The sequence below is a fragment of the Terribium retamae genome (genome assembly GCF_022347545.1).
In the GTDB taxonomy this organism is placed as follows: Bacteria; Pseudomonadota; Alphaproteobacteria; order Rhizobiales; family Rhizobiaceae; genus Mesorhizobium; species Mesorhizobium retamae.
Window position 1 is genome coordinate 223,842 of record NZ_JAKREW010000003.1, and the last position, 13,419, is coordinate 237,260.

Sequence of the window (13,419 nt, forward strand, 5' to 3'; positions counted from 1 at the left end):
GTTTCGTCTACCCCGGCCAACATATTTTAATACCGATCCGAAAAGGGCGTCAAAGCGCCTTTTGGAGTTCCGGCAGTACCTGGAAGAGGTCGCCGACGATGCCGTAGTCGGCGACCTGGAAGATCGGCGCTTCCTCGTCCTTGTTGATGGCAACGATGACCTTGGAGTCCTTCATGCCGGCGAGATGCTGGATGGCGCCGGAGATGCCGCAGGCAATATAGAGGTCAGGCGCCACCACCTTGCCGGTCTGGCCGACCTGCCAATCGTTGGGGGCGTAGCCGGCATCGACTGCCGCGCGGCTGGCGCCGACCGCGGCACCCAGCTTGTCGGCCACGGGCAGGATGACTTCCTGGAACTTCTCGGCCGAGCCGAGGGCGCGGCCGCCCGAGATGATGATCTTGGCCGAGGTCAGTTCCGGACGATCGCTCTCCGACAGCTTGTTTTCGACGAAGGTCGAAAGGCCGGGGTTTGCGGCAGCCGAGACGGTCTCGACTGGAGCCGAACCACCTTCCGGGGCTGCCTGGAAGGAGGCGGTCCGCACGGTGATCACCTTCTTGCCGTCGCTCGCCTGCACCGTCTGGATGGCGTTGCCGGCATAGATCGGGCGCTTGAAGGTGTCGGCCGAGACCACCTCGATGATTTCCGAGACCTGGGCGACGTCGAGCAGCGCGGCGACGCGCGGCGAGACGTTCTTGCCGGTGGAGGTGGCCGCGGCGACGATGGTGTCGTAATTGCCGGCCAATGAGACGACGAGCGCGGCGGTCGGCTCGGCGAGGCGCTCGGCCAGTTCGTCTGCCTCGGCCAGAAGCACCTTGCGCACGCCCTTCAGCTTGCCGGCAGCGTCGGCGGCTGCCTTGGCGCCCTTGCCGGCGACCAGGACGTCGACGTCGGAGCCGATCTTGAGAGCGGCCGACAGTGCCTTGGCGGTCTGGTCGGAAAGCGAGGCGTTGTCGTGTTCGGCGATAAGGAGGATTGCCATGTTCTTGATCCCTTTCCGCTTCGCTTAAAGCACGCCGGCTTCGTTCTTGAGCTTGTCGACAAGCTCGGCAACCGTCTTGACCTTGACGCCAGCCTTGCGGCCGCCCGGTTCCTCGGTCTTGATGACTTTGAGGCGCGGCTTGATGTCGGCGCCGAAATCGGCCGCGGTCTTTTCGTCGAGCGGCTTCTTCTTGGCCTTCATGATGTTGGGCAGCGAGGCATAACGCGGCTGGTTCAGGCGCAGGTCGACCGTCACAATGGTCGGCATCTTCAATTCGACGGTCTGCAGCCCGCCGTCGACTTCACGGGTGATCTTGGCTTTGTCGCCGGCCAGTTCCACCTTCGAGGCAAAAGTGCCCTGTGACCAGCCGAGAAGCGCGGCCAGCATCTGGCCGGTCTGGTTGGAATCGTCGTCGATTGCCTGCTTGCCGAGAATAACGAGGCCGGGCTGCTCCGCGTCGACGACGCCCTTCAGCACCTTCGCGACGCCCAGCGGCTCGACGGCTTCGTCGGCCTTGACCAGGATGGCGCGGTCGGCGCCCATGGCGAGAGCGGTGCGCAGCGTTTCCTGCGCCTGTGCCGGGCCGATCGAGACCACCACGATCTCCTCGACCTTGCCGGCTTCCTTCAGGCGGATCGCCTCCTCAACCGCGATCTCGTCGAACGGGTTCATCGCCATCTTCACATTGGCGAGTTCAACGCCCGAGCCGTCCGCTTTCACACGAACCTTCACATTCGCATCGACGACCCGCTTCACGGGCACCAGGACTTTCATCTGTCTCTCACCTCTCAAGATGCATTCGGGGCGCTATAACAGTACCGGCCCGCTCAGAGTTGTCGAATGCCGACATTTCGGACGCAATTTCTCAAATTCATCCGCCAAGCTTCGGCCGCCTAAACGGTGGCTGACAGGGCTGCCGCAGGCGCGCGGACCGTAGTTGCGGGCGCCATCCCCGTCAATATCGGCAAAAGGCCCAAATCGGTTGAAAATCGCGCCGGAGCGCAGCCTTCTATTGCCTGCCCCAGCGTGATGCCGGCTTCGTTTCCGCAACGGTAGGGAGCGGGGGCGGTACGGCTTCGGCGGGATTGGTTGCCGGCGCTGTTTCGTCCTCGTTCTCCAACAAGGGGACGCCGCGGCTGCGCAGCACCAGAACAAGGATCGCACCCGTCACGATGCCGCCGATATGGCAAGCCCAGGATATCTGCTCCTCGCCTCCCATAGCGAACATCACGAACTGCAGAAGCACCCAAAGGATCAGGACGATGTAGGCCGGCAGCCTGAGTGGAATGCGGGCGAAGGCCAATACCCACACTTTCACGCGTGGATAGAGGATGAGATAGGCTGCCACCACGCCGGCGATGGCACCCGACGCACCGATCAGGGGGTGTTCGGAGCCCGGAGCGACCCAGCCGTGGAAAAGGGCACCGCCGGCGGCACAGGCAAGATAGAAGATCAGGTAGCGGATGTGACCGAGCGCATCCTCGACATTGTCGCCGAACACCCACAGGAACAGCATGTTGCCGCCGAGATGGAAGATATCGGCATGCAGGAAAGAGTAGGTCAGGTAGCTGAGCTGTTCCGGGATCACGATGAATTGCGGCGACAGTTCCGCCATGTCGTGAACAACGGAAGGGATGAAGCCATAGCTCAGCGCGGCACCCGCGGCATATTCGTCACCGCCGACGCGCGTCATCAGATAGATGGCGACATTGAAGAGAATCAGCCCGATGTTGACATAGGCGTAGCGGATGCGGCGCAGATGGTTGGAATCGTAAAGCGGGATGAACATGCGGCCGGCTTCCGCCCCTCATCCGCTGACGCCAAATCAGCGGTTCTTGCCCGGCACCCATAGCACGTCGGACTTTCCATTGTCATTGACCGTGCGCGCGGCCACGAAGAGGAAGTCCGACAGGCGGTTGATGTATTTCAGTGCTTCGGCGCCAACCTGCTCGTCCGGGTTCTGCGCCAGGGCCACCATAACACGTTCGGCACGCCGCGTTACCGTGCGTGCCAGATGAAGTGCTGCGGCCCCCGGCGAACCTCCGTTCAGGATGAAGGATTTCAACGGCTGAAGGTCCTCGTTGAGCAGGTCGATGTCTTTCTCGAGGCGCTCGACCTGCGAGGCGATGATGCGCAAGGGCTCATATTCCAGCGGCTTGCCGTCGTCCGGCACTGAAAGATCGGCGCCGAGGTCGAATAGATCGTTCTGGATAAGGCCGAGCATCCTATCGATTGCAGGGTGCGAGGCGGCGGTGTGCAGACGTGCCATGCCTATGCAGGCATTGGCCTCGTCGACCGTGCCGCAGGCGTCGATACGTAGGTCGGACTTCAGGCGCCTTGCACCGGTGCCTAGACCGGTGGTGCCGGCATCGCCGGTGCGGGTGTAGATCTTGTTGAGTTTGACCAAGGGATCCTCCCGCAGATTTGGAGACTATTTGCGGGTCAGGTACACCGCGATCATGATCAGCACCAATGCCAGGGCCTGCAGCAGGACGCGGGCCTGCATGAGCTTGTTCGAGGTGACGCCCGAGCCGCCGCGCATCATGTTGATGAGGCCGCGGATCAACACCGCCACGACAGCGACCATCACGACGATGGCGAGAATGTTGAAGACAGTTCCCATGGCGTGTTCCGTTCGTTCAGGCGCGCTTGGCGAGGATGCGGTAGAGCAGGGATGCCGGCAACAGACGTTTCAGCACGACCCCGATTCTGGCCGGCATCGTTACCACATAGTGCGGGCGAGGGCGTTGCGACAGAAGCGCATGGGTCAGCACTTTGTAGACCGCTTCCGGTCCGAGCTTGTAGGGAGACTGGCTTCCACCCTGCTGAAGCCGTTGCAATTGGGCCTGGTAGGCATCGCGATGCACCGAATTCTCATGGTCGATGTGCTTCAGGAACCAGGGCAGGCCGTTGCTCGCGATCTTCGAAGCAATCGGCCCAGGTTCGATCAAGGAAACCTGCACGCCGCTGCCTTCCAGTTCCTGGCGCAGGCACAGCATCAAACCTTCCAGCGCATGTTTGGACGCGGCATAAGCACCACGGAACGGCACCGGGGTGAGGCCGAGAATTGACGAGCAATGAACGATGCGGCCGTGACCCTGGGCACGCATGACAGGTACGATGCGGCGGGTAAGATCGTGCCAGCCAAACAGATTGGCTTCGAATTGTTCGCGCAATGCGACCACCGGCAAGTCCTCGACCGCACCAGGCTGGGCGTGAGCTCCGTTGTTGTAGAGGGCGTCAAGCTTGCCGCCTGTGCGTCCGAGCACGGCTTCGACCAGGGCGGCGATCGATTCCGGTTCGCGATAATCAAGGTAGAAGGTCTCGATGCCGTCAGCTTCGAGCTTTGCGATGTCATCGACCTTACGGGCGGTGGCGAACACCCGCCATCCATCCGTCTTCAGTGCTCGTGCGCAATAGGCGCCAATACCTGACGAAGCACCGGTGACGATTATCGTGCGCGGCGCTTGGGATGAGATACTGGAAGAGGCGGCGAGGCTTGCCATTTACCGCAATGACTTCCCATATTCGCCGCCTGGAAACAACCGGAGGGACAGCTTCGTTGCTACGAACCATCGTCGCCTTCCGCCGCGTGCTCTACGATGCGGTCGGCCATTTCAACAATGACGACGGCTGGGCGATGGCCAGCCATCTGGCGATAACGTCGCTGATGGCGCTGTTTCCATTTCTGATCTTTGCCACATCGCTGGCAAGTTTCCTTGGTGCGCAAGCCTTCGTCGAGACGATCGTGCCGTTGCTGTTCGACACCTGGCCGGAACAGATCGCCAAGCCCATCGCACGGGAGGTCGTCAATGTGCTGACGGTTCGGCGTACGGACCTTCTCACTTACGGCGTGCTGCTTGCCGGTTTCTTCGCCTCCAATGGTATCGAGGCGGTGCGCACGTCCTTGAACCGGGCCTATCGCATGACGGAGACACGTTCGATCATCTTTCGGCGAGCCCAAAGCATCGTCTTCGTGCTGATTGCAGCAGTGGGCTTCCTGGCGATCAGTCTTTTGCTGGTTTTCGCACCGCTGATCGCACGTCTGGCGGAGGCGCATTTCCATTGGATAGGCCCCTACATGGGCACCATCACGCTATGGCGCTTCGTTATCGCTTCGACGGTCATCGTGTTCGCGCTTTTCGCCGTGCATATCTGGCTGCCGATGGGGCGACGCAGCATCGTGTCGATCCTGCCGGGCATCGGCTTCACGCTGGTCGGATGGGTGGTAGGGTCGACGATCTTCGCCTCTTACCTCGACCATTTCTCGTCCTATGTGACGACCTATGCCGGCCTTGCCTCGATCATGATCGCGGTGGTCTTCCTCTACATCGTCTCGGTGATCTTCATTCTGGGTGGAGAACTCAACGCTGCCATCAGCCGCTATGCGGAAGCGCGTGCCCGCGTCGGCTGAGTCGTGGCCAGACCGACGCCGAAAGTGGTGATGGCCATGCCGACGATCTGGACGAGGTTCAGATGTTCTCCAAACAGGATCCAGGCCATCACGGCGGTGACCGCAGGAACCAGATAGAACAGCGAGGCAACTTTCGACATCGCGCCATCGCGGATCATCACCATCAACAGGAAGATAGCGCCGACCGAGAGGACCAGAACAAGCCAGGCCATGGCGAAGATGAAATCGCCATTCAAGGTAAAGATACGGGTTTCGAAAGCGAAACTCGCAGCCGCCATCACCGCTGTGCCGCCGATATATTGCCAGAAGGTCGAGGCGACGAGATCCCCGGAAGAGGCAAAACGCTTCTGCCAGACGGTGCCTGCGCTCATCGCGATGACAGAGATAACCGAGGCGGTAAGTGTAGCCGGTGTGATGCCGCCACCAAGCGCACCGAGTTTTGGCCATAGGACAGTGACGACACCGACAAAGCCGATGGCCAGGCCGGTCCAATGGCGGGGTTGGATCTGCTCGCCGAGCAGCTTACCCGCCATGACGGCGGTGATGAGCGGCTGCAGGCCGACGATCAGTGCCGAGATGCCGGCAGGCAGGCCGCGATGGATCGCCCAGAACACCGCGCCAAGATAGATGCCGTGCATGAGAATGCCGGCGATGATCGCATGCTGGGCTTGTGCGCGGTTTGGCCAGCGCGCTTTAAGGAGCACGATCAGCCCAGCGAACAGCGCCGCGGCAATGGCAAATCGGATCGCCAGGAAGGTGAAAGGCTCTGCCCATGGCATGGCATAGCGGGCGCCGATGAAACCGGTCGCCCACAGCACTACGAAGGTGGCGGGAATGAACCGCTTGAACTCGTGCATGGAATGGCGGACCGCTTTCTGATGGAGAATGTGCCGCTCTAGCCCGGCCACCGGGCTGGGCAAAGCCAAAACCGCTTACTTTTAAAGTAACGCGAATTGAAGCTGCTGCCCGAACTGCTCCTATAGCCCAACCATGCGGCGGATGTCCTGGGGTGTTGCGCCGGCGGCGCGTAATGCGGTCAAGCCCGTATCCTTCAGGCTCTTTGAGAGCTTGCGCCCGTCCGGGCCAAAAATCAGTCGGTGGTGGAAGTAGGCCGGGTGCGGCAGGCCGAGCAGTTCCTGCAACAGCCTTTGCACAGCCGTTGCCTGAAAAAGGTCCATGCCGCGTACGACGTGGGTTACCCCCTGCAAAGCATCGTCCAAAACGACCGACAGATGGTAACTGGTCGGGATGTCCCGGCGCGCCAGAATGACGTCTCCCCAATCCTGCGGCCGTGCGGCGATGCTACGTGTGGCCGAAAGGGTCGTGTCTTCGAACTCTGTCCAGAAAAGATCGCTGCCGATCCGCGCCAGGGCCGCGGCGACGTCGAGCCGCCAGGCGAAGGGAGCACCCTGCGCGATGCGGATATCACGCTCCTCGCGCGGGAGGGTTTTGTCGACAGCGGGATAAAGCGGCACGCCGTCGGGATCACGGGGCCAATCGCGCCCGCGTCGTTCGCGATCGCTGATGAAGGCACGGATGTCGCCACGGCTCATGAAGGCTGGATAGACGAGATTTTCGGCGATCAGCCTGTCGAGCGCCGTTTGGTATGCGGAAAAATGTTCCGACTGGCGCCGCACCGGCTCTTCCCAATCCACGCCAAGCCATTCCAGGTCGCGATAGATGCCCGCCTCGAATTCCGGCGTGCAGCGTGTGGTGTCGATGTCCTCGATGCGCAGCAACAGATGTGCGTCGACTTCACTCGCCAATTGCTGGTTCAGCAGCGCCGAATAGGCATGACCGAGGTGCAGTTCGCCATTCGGGCTTGGAGCGAAACGAAATGTCAGGAATGTCATCGACCGGCGGCAATCGGGTTTTGCAAGTGTAGCCGGATTGCTACCTTGCCGGCCTTCCTCGGACAAGCAACATGCAGCGCATCACCTCTCTCAATGACATAGCCGCGGGTCTCGATGCCTTGTGCGACATCGATCCGCGCCTGGAGACGGTGCGGGCCTTTGCCCGGGACGTGCCGTTGCGTCTTTCGGAGCCGGGCTTTGCCAGCCTTGCTTCGATCATCGTCTCGCAACAGGTTTCCCGCGCCAGCGCTGATGCGATTTTCGGGCGGCTGATCAAGCTGCTGGACCCATTGACGCCCGAGGCCATCCTTGGCGCGGGCGAAGATGTTTTCCGCGAGGCCGGATTGTCGCGGCCCAAGCAGCGTGGGCTGCTCGCCGTCGCCGGCGCGGTCGCAGACGGGCTCGACCTGCATCATCTCTGTTCGATGGACGCCGACGAAGCGATCGCCGAACTCACCGCCGTTCCGGGCATCGGCCCTTGGACGGCGGAATGTTATCTGCTCTTTGCCGCCGGGCACCCGGATGTTTTCCCAGCGCGGGACGTCGCACTGCAGAGTGCGGTCGGCCACGCGCTATCGATCGACCCACGCCCGGCCGAGAAAAAACTCATTCTCCTGGCCGAATCATGGGCGCCTTGGAGAGGCGTCGCGGCGCGACTTTTCTGGTCCTATTACAGGGAATTGAAGGGCAGGGATGCCGCTCCGCCCGTTTGAGCCGCAAAAAAGCTTAAAAATCATGCTCTTTTGAGGGGTGTTCGGCAGGGCTTCCCGCTTCACATCCCTGTCATGTCGGGCTTACAGTATCCGCGCCGTTCGGTTGATGAACCAAGGAGGCAAACAACGTGACGGTTGCCGTATCTCCGGATGGGCTTCCAGCACTGGTGCTGAATGCGGACTATCGTCCGCTCAGCTATTACCCGCTTTCGCTCTGGTCCTGGCAGGATGCGATCAAGGCGGTGTTCCTCGATCGCGTCAACATCGTCGCCGAATACGAGCACGCGGTTTCCTCGCCGAACTTTTCGATGAAGCTGCCCTCCGTTGTCAGCTTGAAGGCCTATGTGAAGCCGTCGCGCTATCCGGCCTTCACCCGCTTCAACGTGTTCCTGCGGGACCGCTTCCAGTGCCAATATTGCGGGACGCCGGAGGATCTCACCTTCGACCACGTCGTCCCGCGTCATCGCGGCGGTGCGACGACGTGGGAGAATGTGGTCGCCGCCTGCTCCCCCTGCAATCTGCGCAAAGGCGGCATGATGCCTTCCCAGGCTAAGATGTGGCCGCTGCAGAAGCCTTACCAGCCGACCGTGCACGATCTGCACAATAACGGCCGTCTCTTCCCCCCGAACCATCTGCACGAAAGCTGGATGGATTATCTCTACTGGGATGTGGAACTCGAGCCTTAAGGCTCATCGCCATTTCAAGTGCGCTTGAAGGCCCCGCGAAAGGCGACTGCCGCCAGGATCAGGCTGGCAATGGCGTTCCAGCCGGCCAGCGACAGCCCGAGGATACGCAGGGCTGCCTTGTCGCAAGATGGCGGCACGAACTTGTCCAGCGCATCCAGTACGCCTTTGCCGCCAGTATCGACCGGGCCGGCGACATTGGTGCAGTCGGTTGGGCCCGGCCACCAGCCCCATTCGACGCCGGAATGGAAAACGCCGAGATAGAGGCCATAGACCATCAGCAGCCCGCCGACGACGAGCAGCACGCGGGTGAGCCAGCCCGGCAGTTTGAACATCGCTGCCAGAGCAGCGAGCAGCATCAGCGGTGCGCCGACATAATAGGGGATGCGTTGCTCGTAGCAGAGCTTGCAAGGGATGTAGCCGCCTATGTACTGGAAGGCGAGGGCCGAACCGACGGTGACAGCCATGGCCACCGCAAGGAACGCGGCGGTGAGCATCGGGCCGCGCTGTGCGGGTGTCGTCGCGTCGGACATCGGGTTTGCTCCTATGATCGGCGATCAGTCGCTCAAAGCGCGTATTTGGCCGCGAAATAAAGCAGAATGAGAACAACGGCAGCTGCGCCCGCCAGCAGGCCGAGCCGTTTTTCGATGAACTCGCGGATCGGTTCGCCATAGCGGCGAAGCAGCCAGGCCAGCAGCAGGAAACGGCCGCCGCGGGCGACGATGGCGAGCACGATGAACAGCAGCAGATTAACGCCGATGACGCCGGAGAGGATCGTCACCACCTTGATCGGAGGCAGATGTGCCGCTCCCGACGTGATCAGCATCAAGATGATGAAGCCGATGCCGGACGACATGCGCAGCGCTTCGAATTCGTCATACTTGCCGTAGAATTCCAGCACCGGCTTGGCAATCGCCTCATAGGCGTAATGGCCGAGAAACCAGCCGGCGATGCCGCCGAGAACCGAGGCAACGGTGGCTACGATAGCATAACGATAGGCCCGCTCCGGGCGAGAGAGCGCCATTGGCAGGTAAAGCACATCTGCGGGCACGAGGAAGACCGAGCTTTCCACGAAAGCGATGAAGGCCAGCCACCACTCGGCCGATTTGCGCGCTGCCAGCGACAGCGTCCAGTCGTAAAGTCCGCGAAGCATGCTGCCCCCTTTTCGTGAGTGCATGCTCTAGAAAGAATTTCTTGGCCACACAATGGCGACCCCTTCACGAAAACGAAAGGTCGCACCGGTCCAGAAGCGAGTTTCTGGCGATTTCGGTTCGTGGATGCCACGCCCCAGTTGACGAACCGGTGCGCGACCGTATAGTCCGCGCGCATCCGGACCGCCCGGTCCGAGCCCCTATGGCGGAATTGGTAGACGCGCTCGACTCAAAATCGAGTTCCGCAAGGAGTGCTGGTTCGATCCCGGCTAGGGGCACCATTTTTCTATCTCACGCGAGTTCGCTTCGCTCACCGCTCCGATGGGCGGCCTGGCCGGCCGACGGGCAGTCGCCCTTGCGAACCCTTTGGTTCGGATGAAGTGCAGCGGCGTGCCCATCCCGCGCGCGCGCCGGGCTGGACAACATCCCAGGCATTCAAGATTTTGGTCAGGGTCGCGCGCGCCCAAACGAGCCTGCTTGCCTGGGTAGGTTTGTCTAAAGTGCACACCGTGTAGTCAGATCGACGTGTCCCGATCGACGGAAGTGGCGGCCGATCAATTGCGATTGAACAGACTTCTTATCCTGTTACGCAGAAGGCGGGCGAAATTGCGGGTCTCTCGGTAGAGATGCAGTTGCGAGGCGGCCTGTCTGGTCGCCTTGTCGGCGTCGGGAGTCAGGCCGATGACAAAGGTGCCGACCGGCCGCCGCTCCATCCACAGACGGCTCATCACAGGATGATCGGGCACGGCGCAGGAATCCGTCATGACGATATTTGGATCGTCGAGATGTTGCTTGGTTACTTCGATCATCAAGAGCGTGCCTGGAGAGAACGTCGCCAGCGTTTCATCATAGGCGGTCTTCCAGGTGTAGGCATGGCCGGCCTCGACGAAGACAATGAGGCTGGCGATGGTGCGGCCATCCAGCGTCAACGAATGAATGCGACACATGTCCTGCTCGGCAAGACGATGCACGGCTTCACGCGCGAACGCGGCGCGGAAGCGGTCGATAGCCATCGCGGTGCGTTCGCGTCCTTTCCAACCTGAGGCTTCCAGCGTCAGGAAGTTCTCGATGGCCCGGCGGATTTCTTCCGGCCCGCGTGCCACTTCGTGTCTCAACTCACCGGTCTCGCCAAGACGCCGCTTCAAGCGGCGGAACTCGCGGTAGTGATGCGAACGCAAGGATTGCTTGAGATAGGTTTCGCCGTCGAGTTTGCTTTGGAGCACCGGACGCTGCGTCTCGCCTGTGATCACCAGCGGCAGGTTGCGGGCCTCTGCAAGCGCCCTGAGCAGGCTCGCCATCGAACCATCGAGGCGCATGTCCGGAAAGGCGAAGACCTTGGGCAGTTTCAGATGCGGACGCGACAGCATCGAGAAGAAATCTTCGATCACGCCAATCGGGTCGTCGCGATCAACGAGGGGAGTGCCGACTGGACCGAACGGGCTTGCCCAGGTGCGCATGATGGCAGCCGCGAGAGGGATGCCAGGCCGCTCCACCGAGAATGGCACCAGCAGGCGAAGCCGGCTGCGATGCTCGTTGCCATCCCGGATGACGGCAAGGCGCACCTCCTTGTCTTCCAGGCGCGGCATTGCCGGCGCCAGGAAACGCGGATTGAAGAAAACATTGGGCTCAACGGTGCGATTGCACAGATAATCGAGTTCCTCAACAAGGTCGAAGCCCGCCGAAGCTGCATAGACGGCAAGCGTCCGTTCACGCCGGTTGGAGGCCAGCAACTCGATTTCCGCCAATTCGGCGGCATCGGGCGAAACACCGGCAAGACCGGTCATAAGCGTCCCCGCGGGGCCGCCGCTTGTCTCTTCGATCAGCGGAACGGCGGCCATCAGGCGGTTCCTTTCGCGGGAATGAAGATAAACATGGCAATGCCAAGCTTGCGCCAGACCGTGAATGACAAGGCTGCGGCCTCGAACACCATGGCAAGCGCGGTGGCCAGCGCAGCTCCCCAGAGATGGAAGCTTGGGATCAGCACCACATTGAGTGCAACGTTGATGGCCAGCGTCAAGGCAAAAACGGCGGCGCAGATGTTCTGATGGCCGCTCATGGTGAGCAGGCTCTCGCAGGGTCCCACCGCCGCACGGGCGACGACACCGCAGACGAGCAGGAACAGCAGCGGATAGCCGGTGGAGAATTCCGGCCCAAACAGCATCAGCATGGGCTTGCCGAGGAGAAGCACAACGAATGCCATCAAAAGGGACGGCCAGAACGTCCAGGACACCGTCTCGCGGGCGAAGGCTGCAAGCTTGCTCCTTTCGCCATGGGTGTAATGGGCATAGCGCTGCGCTACGCCGGCCTTCACTGCAAAATAAACAAAATGCACCAGCGCCAATGTTTTCACGGTCGCGAAATAGACGGCCACGTCGTCAGGAGCGAGATAGAAGCCGACCATCAGCACGTCGGCATTGGTCAGCAGGAAGAAGAAACTCTCCACCAGGAAGATCGGCAACGAAACGGCGATCCAGTCGCGCAGATGGATGGTTGTTGCGCCTGAGGGCACGCGGCCGTCGGTGCGGGCGGTAACCTCGATCAGCTGGAAGATGGTGGTGGCATAGGTGGCGACGATCGACGCAACCAATGCAGTCTTCGCGTCCGCTGGCATGCCGATCAGCAGTGCGATTGCCATGCAGGCAAGGATCGCGAGCGGACGCACGATAAAGACGAGTGAGAGGGCTGACAGCGTCCAGGAATTGGCGCGGGCGACTCCCTGGAGCAGATCGGACATCGCGATCATCGGCAGGCAGAAGATGCCGAGGATGAAGGGCATCACATAGTAGTTTTCGATCCAGCCGGAAAACAGCCACACCCCGGCGATTCCGAGCAGTGCGATTATGGTCGAGGCGACCAGGACGAAGATCCGGCTGGCCAGCAGGATGCCGCGCAGCTCAGGCAGTTTGCCATGTTCGCGGAATTCGGGAATGAAGCGGATCACAGAAGTATGGAAACCGAGGCAGGACAGGTTTCCGACGATGACCATCGTCGTCCAGACCAGCACCAGGATGCCGTATTCGAAAGAACCCATCCAACGCGCCATCAGCACTTGGCTAACGAAGGCAATGACGGCGCTGATGACGCGGATGACGAAAGCGAGCAGCGAAATCCGCCCGGCTTCGCCACGCTCATCGGATGAAAAGAGAACTGCATCGAGTTTGTCGAACAATGGCCGTGCGCGCAGCGCCAGGCGCTGCGGCAGAAACCGCTCAGCTGTCGTGGCTGTGGAAAAGCGCACGCGGTACTCCCAGTCCTCGCGCCGAACCCTAACAGGCCTCAGCACGGCAGACTATCTAGGCGAGACAGCTTAAAAAACGGTTCGGGGCAGGTCCTGATCAACCAGGCCGGGCGAAAGCTGGGACAACATCCGGTCGGGCCGAAGACGATCGCCTGGTTGGAAGCGAAACTGAAAGGTTGATGAAATGGCCATGCGCGTATCGTGCTTGGGAGCCGGGTCCGAGGCGCTGCAAGATCCCCTTTCGCCGGGCAGACATGCCCTTCGAATTTGCGATGAGAATGGCAGGCTTGGTCAGGAGCATGATGCAAGTCGGTAGCGGTGGCGTCGCCGGGGTTCCAATCGCAAAGTTTCCGCACTAATTTGCCGCCCGGGTGGCACGCGCAAGATT

Annotated in this window: 15 protein-coding genes and 1 tRNA gene; 4 read left to right on the forward strand and 12 right to left on the reverse strand. The window is 61.2% G+C overall.

Annotated features, from left to right (window positions below):
- Positions 1–49: 49 nt before the first annotated feature.
- The 6 genes from L4923_RS06055 to L4923_RS06080 form a co-directional block, all read right to left on the reverse strand.
- Positions 50–979 carry an electron transfer flavoprotein subunit alpha/FixB family protein gene (locus L4923_RS06055; RefSeq protein ID WP_239362789.1) on the reverse strand — a complete coding sequence of 310 codons (930 nt, stop codon included), beginning with the start codon at positions 977–979 and terminating at the stop codon, positions 50–52.
- Between the two features lie 24 nt (positions 980–1,003).
- Positions 1,004–1,753, reverse strand: a complete 750-nt coding sequence (locus L4923_RS06060; protein ID WP_239362791.1) for an electron transfer flavoprotein subunit beta/FixA family protein — start codon at positions 1,751–1,753, stop codon at positions 1,004–1,006.
- 235 nt (positions 1,754–1,988) lie between these two features.
- The gene (locus L4923_RS06065) at positions 1,989–2,768 is read right to left on the reverse strand and encodes a rhomboid family intramembrane serine protease (protein WP_239362793.1); all 780 of its coding nucleotides are present in this window, start codon (positions 2,766–2,768) and stop codon (positions 1,989–1,991) included.
- 36 nt (positions 2,769–2,804) lie between these two features.
- On the reverse strand, positions 2,805–3,386 hold the full coding sequence (locus L4923_RS06070) for a cob(I)yrinic acid a,c-diamide adenosyltransferase (RefSeq protein WP_239362795.1): 582 nt from the start codon (positions 3,384–3,386) through the stop codon (positions 2,805–2,807).
- A 24-nt stretch (positions 3,387–3,410) separates the two neighbouring features.
- Positions 3,411–3,602, reverse strand: a complete 192-nt coding sequence (locus L4923_RS06075) for a twin transmembrane helix small protein (RefSeq protein ID WP_239362797.1) — start codon at positions 3,600–3,602, stop codon at positions 3,411–3,413.
- A gap of 16 nt (positions 3,603–3,618) precedes the next feature.
- Positions 3,619–4,485 carry an SDR family oxidoreductase gene (locus tag L4923_RS06080; RefSeq protein WP_239362799.1) on the reverse strand — a complete coding sequence of 289 codons (867 nt, stop codon included), beginning with the start codon at positions 4,483–4,485 and terminating at the stop codon, positions 3,619–3,621.
- Positions 4,486–4,541: 56 nt separating this feature from the next.
- On the opposite strand from L4923_RS06080, the gene L4923_RS06085 reads away from it, so the two are divergent.
- Positions 4,542–5,393 (forward strand): YihY/virulence factor BrkB family protein, encoded by an 852-nt coding sequence (locus L4923_RS06085; protein WP_239362801.1) that lies wholly within the window; start codon positions 4,542–4,544, stop codon positions 5,391–5,393.
- Here L4923_RS06085 and L4923_RS06090 read toward each other — a convergent pair.
- Both L4923_RS06090 and gluQRS read right to left on the reverse strand, forming a co-directional pair.
- Positions 5,363–6,250, reverse strand: a complete 888-nt coding sequence (locus tag L4923_RS06090) for a DMT family transporter (protein WP_239362803.1) — start codon at positions 6,248–6,250, stop codon at positions 5,363–5,365. The genes L4923_RS06085 and L4923_RS06090 overlap by 31 nt on opposite strands.
- Before the next feature lie 120 nt (positions 6,251–6,370).
- A complete protein-coding gene (gluQRS, locus tag L4923_RS06095) occupies positions 6,371–7,246 on the reverse strand; it encodes a tRNA glutamyl-Q(34) synthetase GluQRS (protein WP_239362804.1) in 876 nt (291 codons plus the stop codon).
- Positions 7,247–7,317: 71 nt separating this feature from the next.
- On the opposite strand from gluQRS, the gene L4923_RS06100 reads away from it, so the two are divergent.
- Both L4923_RS06100 and L4923_RS06105 read left to right on the forward strand, forming a co-directional pair.
- Positions 7,318–7,959, forward strand: a complete 642-nt coding sequence (locus L4923_RS06100; RefSeq protein ID WP_239362805.1) for a DNA-3-methyladenine glycosylase family protein — start codon at positions 7,318–7,320, stop codon at positions 7,957–7,959.
- Between the two features lie 128 nt (positions 7,960–8,087).
- A complete protein-coding gene (locus tag L4923_RS06105; protein ID WP_129412956.1) occupies positions 8,088–8,645 on the forward strand; it encodes an HNH endonuclease in 558 nt (185 codons plus the stop codon).
- A gap of 14 nt (positions 8,646–8,659) precedes the next feature.
- On the opposite strand, the gene L4923_RS06110 is transcribed toward L4923_RS06105, so the two are convergent.
- Complete coding sequence (locus tag L4923_RS06110; RefSeq protein WP_239362806.1) at positions 8,660–9,175, reverse strand: disulfide bond formation protein B; 516 nt, start codon at positions 9,173–9,175, stop codon at positions 8,660–8,662.
- A gap of 32 nt (positions 9,176–9,207) precedes the next feature.
- Positions 9,208–9,795: a YqaA family protein gene (locus tag L4923_RS06115; RefSeq protein ID WP_239362807.1), complete on the reverse strand. Its 588-nt coding sequence runs from the start codon at positions 9,793–9,795 to the stop codon at positions 9,208–9,210.
- Between the two features lie 194 nt (positions 9,796–9,989).
- Here L4923_RS06115 and L4923_RS06120 point away from each other — a divergent pair.
- Positions 9,990–10,074 (forward strand) — tRNA-Leu (locus L4923_RS06120).
- Positions 10,075–10,347: 273 nt separating this feature from the next.
- On the opposite strand, the gene L4923_RS06125 is transcribed toward L4923_RS06120, so the two are convergent.
- Both L4923_RS06125 and L4923_RS06130 read right to left on the reverse strand, forming a co-directional pair.
- Complete coding sequence (locus L4923_RS06125; RefSeq protein WP_239362808.1) at positions 10,348–11,631, reverse strand: GNAT family N-acetyltransferase; 1,284 nt, start codon at positions 11,629–11,631, stop codon at positions 10,348–10,350.
- Positions 11,631–13,031, reverse strand: coding sequence for an oligosaccharide flippase family protein (locus L4923_RS06130; protein ID WP_239362809.1), 1,401 nt, complete (start codon positions 13,029–13,031; stop codon positions 11,631–11,633). The genes L4923_RS06125 and L4923_RS06130 overlap by 1 nt, the downstream gene beginning before the upstream one ends.
- Between the last annotated feature and the right edge of the window lie 388 nt (positions 13,032–13,419).

What these genes read in the sequence shown, in the direction of transcription:
- L4923_RS06055 (WP_239362789.1), bottom strand. Translation starts at nt 979, where the DNA reads ATGGCAATCCTCCTTATCGCCGAACACGACAACGCCTCGCTTTCCGAC.
- L4923_RS06060 (WP_239362791.1), bottom strand. Translation starts at nt 1,753, where the DNA reads ATGAAAGTCCTGGTGCCCGTGAAGCGGGTCGTCGATGCGAATGTGAAG.
- L4923_RS06065 (WP_239362793.1), bottom strand. Translation starts at nt 2,768, where the DNA reads ATGTTCATCCCGCTTTACGATTCCAACCATCTGCGCCGCATCCGCTAC.
- L4923_RS06075 (WP_239362797.1), bottom strand. Translation starts at nt 3,602, where the DNA reads ATGGGAACTGTCTTCAACATTCTCGCCATCGTCGTGATGGTCGCTGTC.
- L4923_RS06080 (WP_239362799.1), bottom strand. Translation starts at nt 4,485, where the DNA reads ATGGCAAGCCTCGCCGCCTCTTCCAGTATCTCATCCCAAGCGCCGCGC.
- L4923_RS06090 (WP_239362803.1), bottom strand. Translation starts at nt 6,250, where the DNA reads ATGCACGAGTTCAAGCGGTTCATTCCCGCCACCTTCGTAGTGCTGTGG.
- gluQRS (WP_239362804.1), bottom strand. Translation starts at nt 7,246, where the DNA reads ATGACATTCCTGACATTTCGTTTCGCTCCAAGCCCGAATGGCGAACTG.
- L4923_RS06100 (WP_239362805.1), top strand. Translation starts at nt 7,318, where the DNA reads ATGCAGCGCATCACCTCTCTCAATGACATAGCCGCGGGTCTCGATGCC.
- L4923_RS06110 (WP_239362806.1), bottom strand. Translation starts at nt 9,175, where the DNA reads ATGTCCGACGCGACGACACCCGCACAGCGCGGCCCGATGCTCACCGCC.
- L4923_RS06115 (WP_239362807.1), bottom strand. Translation starts at nt 9,795, where the DNA reads ATGCTTCGCGGACTTTACGACTGGACGCTGTCGCTGGCAGCGCGCAAA.
- L4923_RS06125 (WP_239362808.1), bottom strand. Translation starts at nt 11,631, where the DNA reads ATGGCCGCCGTTCCGCTGATCGAAGAGACAAGCGGCGGCCCCGCGGGG.